At 39.4% G+C, this 6,000-nt stretch carries 6 protein-coding genes and 1 pseudogene; all 7 read right to left on the minus strand.

Features of this window, described 5'->3' with window-relative positions:
- Positions 1 to 44: 44 nt before the first annotated feature.
- Positions 45 to 524, minus strand: a complete 480-nt coding sequence (locus HUN22_RS03485; RefSeq protein ID WP_174726517.1) for a methylated-DNA--[protein]-cysteine S-methyltransferase — start codon at positions 522 to 524, stop codon at positions 45 to 47.
- 11 nt (positions 525 to 535) lie between these two features.
- Positions 536 to 856: a DMT family transporter gene (locus tag HUN22_RS03490; protein ID WP_174726518.1), complete on the minus strand. Its 321-nt coding sequence runs from the start codon at positions 854 to 856 to the stop codon at positions 536 to 538.
- 149 nt (positions 857 to 1,005) lie between these two features.
- Positions 1,006 to 2,002: pseudogene (locus HUN22_RS03495) on the minus strand (cation transporter).
- Positions 2,003 to 2,030: 28 nt separating this feature from the next.
- A complete protein-coding gene (locus tag HUN22_RS03500; protein WP_217488070.1) occupies positions 2,031 to 2,786 on the minus strand; it encodes a copper resistance protein B in 756 nt (251 codons plus the stop codon).
- Complete coding sequence (locus HUN22_RS03505; protein ID WP_174726519.1) at positions 2,773 to 4,620, minus strand: copper resistance system multicopper oxidase; 1,848 nt, start codon at positions 4,618 to 4,620, stop codon at positions 2,773 to 2,775. The genes HUN22_RS03500 and HUN22_RS03505 overlap by 14 nt, the downstream gene beginning before the upstream one ends.
- A gap of 40 nt (positions 4,621 to 4,660) precedes the next feature.
- Positions 4,661 to 5,056, minus strand: coding sequence for a hypothetical protein (locus HUN22_RS03510; RefSeq protein ID WP_174726520.1), 396 nt, complete (start codon positions 5,054 to 5,056; stop codon positions 4,661 to 4,663).
- Between the two features lie 103 nt (positions 5,057 to 5,159).
- Positions 5,160 to 5,981: a Cof-type HAD-IIB family hydrolase gene (locus HUN22_RS03515; RefSeq protein WP_174726521.1), complete on the minus strand. Its 822-nt coding sequence runs from the start codon at positions 5,979 to 5,981 to the stop codon at positions 5,160 to 5,162.
- Positions 5,982 to 6,000: the final 19 nt, after the last annotated feature.

The raw sequence follows: 6,000 nt of genomic DNA on the forward strand, positions 1-6,000 counted from the left end.
ACAGCTTAGTAGAAAAGTCTAAAAAAATCGAGCGCAAAAACGGCTCATTTTTGCTCTAGTTTTAATAAAATATCTTTCTTATCAAGCCCACCAGCAAAACCAACTAAAGCACCACCCGCACCAATGACTCGGTGACAAGGTGCAATAATTGAAATCGGGTTTTTGCCATTTGCAGCGCCAACTGCTCGCACCGCTTTTTCATTGCCAATTTGGACAGCAATCTCTTTATAACTTATTGTTTCACCATAAGGGATGGTCAATAAAGCAGACCAGACCTGCTTTTGAAATGCAGTCCCCTCAAAATCTAGTGGTAATGTAAACTCACGGCGTTTGCCTTCAAAATATTCTTTTAGTTGTTGTTCGGTCTTTAATAAAACTGGATGTTCAAGTTGTTCGACTAGCTCGGCTAGCCGAACACGTTTTGGATTTTCATTGTCCCATAGTACTGCCATCAAAGCATTTTCATTCGCAACTAGCTTTAATTGCCCAACAGGCGAATTGATATACTTATAAGACAGCAACATAGTTTATTCTCTTAGGACGGCGATGAAATTTTCATTAAAACCAAACCTGACACAATTAATACAGCGGCAATCATTCGTATAGCCCCAATAGGCTCATGAAGAAAAAATATACCTACGAGAAATGACCCAATCGCGCCAATTCCTGTCCAAACCGTATAGGCAGTGCCAAGGGGTAAAGTTTTCATTGAAATTGAAAGTAGAACTACACTCAAAATCATAAAAACTATGGTAATAATACTAGGGGTTAAACGGGTAAAACCTTCGGACATTTTCATAGAATATGCCCAAATGATTTCGAATACACCTGCTAAAATTAAAATAGCCCAAGCCATAACATTCACTAATTTTTATAGCGTCAGGTCGTCCCGACATGATGACCCATTATGGGGGAGGTCGTTCCTCCTTTATGTGAAGACTCAGTTTACTTTAAAATAAAAAATGAAGGCAAACCCTATCTAAAGCTTGCCTGTCATAGAAGATATTATTCGTTTTTTAACTGTAAAATTTTTCGTGCACCGTTTAAAACGAACAAAACAATTATTAATCCAATCATTAAATCAGGGTAACGCGAACCTGTGATGGCAACCAATATTCCCGCAACAATGACACCCAAGTTTACGATGACATCATTTGCAGAAAAGATATAACTCGCCTTCATATGTGCCCCGCTCTCCTTATGGTCTCTCATTAAATAAAGGCAACTAATATTGGCCGCAAGAGCTAATCCGCCAATTAAAATCATGAGAATTGAAATAGGTTCACTGCCATAAATAAAACGGCGCAACACATCGATTAACACAATCATGGCTAAGCCAAACTGCAACCACCCCGAAAGATGTGCAGCCCTTAATTGCGCATTTAGATTTTTACCCACCACAAATAAAGCAATGCCATAAATTGCAGCATCGGCAAACATATCGAGCGAATCGGCGATTAAACCTGTCGATGAAGCAATAATGCCTGCCATCAATTCAATGACAAACATGACCCCATTAATCAGTAACAACCATTGTAAAACTTGTTTTTGTGCTGCATTCGTTGAAGAACTGGCTCGAACCTTTTTAGGTTTTTCAACAGGTTCATAATGTGGTTGCGTTTGTTGTAACTCGGCTCCTAATCCTAAACGTTGTAGGCTTTGGGTAATCATTTCAGCTTGAGCACTGTGATAAATCGCCAAATGGCGTGCGGGCAAGTCAAAATGAAGCTCTTGGATATCGTCAGCGTATGAGGCTAAAGCCATCCGTACCATTTGCTCTTCGGCTGCACAATCCATGCGAGGAATATGATAATAACTTACCCATTGACTCTTTTTAGCCACAGGTTCACTAGGCGTGAAACACTCCTGAGACGACATGCTTGAGCATCCGCAGTTAGAGCTATTTTTACTTAAATGTATTTGATTCTGTTGTTTTTCTAAAGCCATCTTTGCACCATAACTGACACAAAAAAACAATGCCATTAGTATAAACCAATGGCATGTCATTAAGCTTACTTTTTGTTCTGCAATTAGAACTTAAGTGTTAACCCTGCTCCATAATACCAACCATGTTCAGAGTCGGTTCCAGTTTGCCAAGCAGTTTGTTTTAAACCTTTTTCATAGCCGTAACCAACATCAATAAATGGCATCACTTTTTTGTTGATTTCATAACGGGTTTGAAAACCAGCTTGTAAACTTGATAAACCTGTTTTACTTGCATAGCGAGATTCATCTTGCAAAATAACATCTGCTTTTAAATAAGGTTTACCAATTAACTTTTGGGTAAAGAGTAAGTCCCTTTCCGTTTCTAAACTTAGCTTCCATAGCTGATCTTCACCTGCATAGAGATAAGCATCTGTTTCAAAAAAGTAAGGTGCCATGCCATGTAAACCTACTACACCAGCCCAGCGATCTTGCTTGTTGTCTGCTCGCTGTAAACGCTCGTAGTTTACCCCAGCCTGTACATCCCAATAATCAGCTACATTTCGACTGTAAAGTACCGAACCACCGTAATTAGCATCTTCGGACTCGGCTTTATCAACATGGGCTTTAATGAACAATTTGTTTTCATCGGTTCCCACCCAAGTTTCTAATTCCGAAGAAAAACGACCTTCTCCTTCTTCATTTTGGGTCCAGTCAGTATCAATTTTTGTTGCCTGATAGATCTGTCCACCATGTTCGCGTAAATGATCATGTGTTAAAGGTTCTTGAGCAAAAGTAAATATAGAAATGCCAGAGAAAACACCGCAACATATCATTTGAGAAAATAACTTAATGATGCGCATGACTAGCTCCTTTTTCATTTTCAGATTGAACAGGTGCTTGAGATGGATCTACTGCTCCATCATTCACTTGAGCCACAATTAATTTATTCATCATTCCAGCACTCATGTGATAAAGCAGATGGCAATGAATCGCCCACTCTCCTAAAGCATCGGCTGTCAATAACGCAGTAACTGTCTTTCCTGGTGGAACAATAACGGCATGTTTATTTGGCAAGTTTTCAGCTTGTTGACCATTTTCCAATTGCATGAACATGCCATGTAAATGCATTGGGTGAGCCATCATGCTGTCATTCACGAACTTCAAGCGAATACGTTCACCATACTTAACTTGTAATGGCTCAGCTTCGCTAAATTTCTTGCCATTAATAGTCCAGATATAACGCTCCATATTGCCACCTAAACGAATGACTAACTCTCGCTCTGGCGCACGTGTATCCGGTTGAGGACTTAAAGACTGCAAATCGCTATATTGCAGTGCTTTCATACCTTCTGGTGTCGAAGCATTTGCCCAGCCATAAACGGGCTCATCCTTTTTAGACTTATTCTCAGATTGCACAGGCATCTCATGCTTCATTTGCATCATAGAATGATCATGTTCTTCAGATGACATATTTTTCATGTCATGATCCATGTTCATCATTGCATGATCATGTTTAGTCTGGCTCTCTTCTTTTTTCATTTCAGGCATAGCCGACATGTCGTGTTGCATGTTCATTTGATGTCCAGCATGTTCATCACTCGTCCGATTGCCATGACTCATGCCCATATCGTCCATAGTCAATAAAGCGCGTGGACGTGGCTCTGGCATTTGAACTGGACCAACCACCTGAGTATTTTCATCATGCAAAGTACCGATAGCAAAACCACTGCGATCAATAGACTCTGCTTCAATCTGATAATTTGCTTGTTTAGGTTCTACAATCACATCGTAAGTTTCAGCTGTACCAATACGAAACTCGTCAATTGCAACCGGCTTAACTGGCTGCCCGTCTGCACTCACGACTGTCATTTTCAAATTTGGAATTCTGACATCAAAAAATGACATTGCTGATGCATTAATGAAACGTAATCGAACCTTATCGCCCGCTTTAAAATTACCTGTCCAGTTTTGCTGAGGTGTCTTGCCGTTAACTAAGAAGGTGTAGCCCGTCACATCAGACATATCGGTTTTTAACATCCGCATCTGATTCCACATCGAACGATCTTGCCAAGTTGCTTTTAAGCCTTGTGCTTTAACTTGCTTCCAGACATCAGCTACGGTTTCACGGCGGTTTTGATAATATTCAGGAGATTTCTTCAAATTCTTCATAATACTATCGCTAGAAGAATGATGAAAATCTGAAAGCATCACCACATAATCACGATCAGTTTTTTCATGAGCAGCTACGGGTATTTTCCCTTTCGGGTAAATCACCAGCGGCCCATATAAACCATCTTGCTCTTGGCCTTTACTATGGGCGTGATACCAATAGGTACCGTTTTGTTTCACCTTAAAACGGTAGACAAAATCTCCGTTTGGCGCGATTCCTTTAAAACCATTGAAACCAGGTACACCATCCATTAATCCTGGCAATAACAAACCATGCCAGTGTAAAGACGTGTCTTGATTCTTTAATTGATTATGAACATGAATCACAGCCTCATCTCCCTCCTCAAATTCAAGGAGTGGTGCTGTAAACTTGCCATTTACGGTAATTCGTTTGAGCGACTGACCCGTAATATTGACCTGTTGTTCATTAATATTAAGGTGATATTCCTTAATTGCTGCGAGCGTCCATGGTGAAACCAATAGACCAAATACAGCGACGAAGCTGCTAATTGTTTTATGAGACATTGCTGTAATCCTTTGAACTAAAAAAATAAGTAAGAAAGGATTAAGCTTTTGGAGGACGTAAAATTTCTTGCCAGTATCCGGCTAAATGCTGAGCCTGATAAATACTGCTAAATTGAGACGAGATAGGAATGAATTGCGAGTCAATATCTGGTACAGCTTGCTGTAATGCCAAATTCACAATTTGACAATGGACTGGATTACAGTCCTGACAATGTTCACCATGCGAGTGAAAAGACTGTGTCATATTTTGATGACATGCAGTCTGATCATCTGTTTGAACATGCATATTCTTATGCGAAGTTTTGTCACTATGACACGGCATAGTATGAAGATCATGCTGCATAGGCGTCTGAGCAATAGACACACCACTCCACCCAATGACCAAAGTCATTAGGAACACAAACCAAGCATACTTGTGTAGGTGTTGTAGGGCCATTGTCGTTTATTGCCTAGAGCAAACGGATAATCTTAGTAGTACTAGCATAACCAAGTTTCTACTGATATACAATTTTCAACTCTAGGCAATTGATCTTCATCAATTAAGAAAATGGAGATTGACGCTGAAGTACTAAATCGATTACCTGTAATGCACCTTCTTGTTCATTACTTACAGTGGTATAAGGTGCCACTGCTTTTAATGCTTCTACTGCATTTTCAACTGCAAACCCATAACCTACAGCTTTAATCATCTGCATATCATTGTTGTTATCACCAATCGCAACCACTTGATCAGCTTTAACTTGCCATTTTTGTAGTAACAACTTCAAACCATGTGCTTTATGCTGGTCGGGAAGAATCAAATCGATAAAATTAAAACCACTTGAAACTGGTACCAAAACTTTATCTGCTACAAAACTTTGCTTCTGAAAATGTTCAAAAATCGCAAAACTTTCGTTTTCCTGAGCCGTAAAAGTAATTTTGCACACTAAGTCATCTAGTGCATAAAAGTCATCTACAACCGTCAGCTTTTCAAAATATCTCGCAACTTTAGCATAGTCTTCTGCCTTCATACTTCTATGCACGTAAGCACTTTGTTTTCCACAGATCACCATTGTTGAGGTATACGCTGGGTCAATCGCTTTTAAAATCTCAAGGTACTGTTGATGACTTAAATGAGCAAAAGCTAACTCTTGTCCAGCATCTACAACATGTGCGCCATTTTCTGCAATAAAAGCAATCTCATGATTAATTTCTGGAAAATAGGTAACAAGTTTTGCAAGTTGATTACCACTGGCTACCACAAAATGAATATTATTTTGTTTTAGTTGTTCGTATTGTTTTAAAAAACGTGCTTTGTTGTACTGCTTTTTGGAATTAAGAAAAGTCCCATCCATATCTACCGCTAAAATTTTTACTGTCATTAATGATCTAGGTCTCTGA

It is taken from the genome of Acinetobacter lactucae (assembly GCF_013344765.1).
GTDB classification, from domain to species: domain Bacteria; phylum Pseudomonadota; class Gammaproteobacteria; order Pseudomonadales; family Moraxellaceae; genus Acinetobacter; species Acinetobacter lactucae_A.

Bases quoted from the DNA above. Each gene is read 5' to 3' on its own strand.
- HUN22_RS03490 (WP_174726518.1), bottom strand. From the start codon at position 856: ATGGCTTGGGCTATTTTAATTTTAGCAGGTGTATTCGAAATCATTTGG.
- HUN22_RS03515 (WP_174726521.1), bottom strand. From the start codon at position 5,981: ATGACAGTAAAAATTTTAGCGGTAGATATGGATGGGACTTTTCTTAAT.
- HUN22_RS03505 (WP_174726519.1), bottom strand. From the start codon at position 4,620: ATGTCTCATAAAACAATTAGCAGCTTCGTCGCTGTATTTGGTCTATTG.
- HUN22_RS03485 (WP_174726517.1), bottom strand. From the start codon at position 524: ATGTTGCTGTCTTATAAGTATATCAATTCGCCTGTTGGGCAATTAAAG.
- HUN22_RS03500 (WP_217488070.1), bottom strand. From the start codon at position 2,786: ATGCGCATCATTAAGTTATTTTCTCAAATGATATGTTGCGGTGTTTTC.
- HUN22_RS03510 (WP_174726520.1), bottom strand. From the start codon at position 5,056: ATGGCCCTACAACACCTACACAAGTATGCTTGGTTTGTGTTCCTAATG.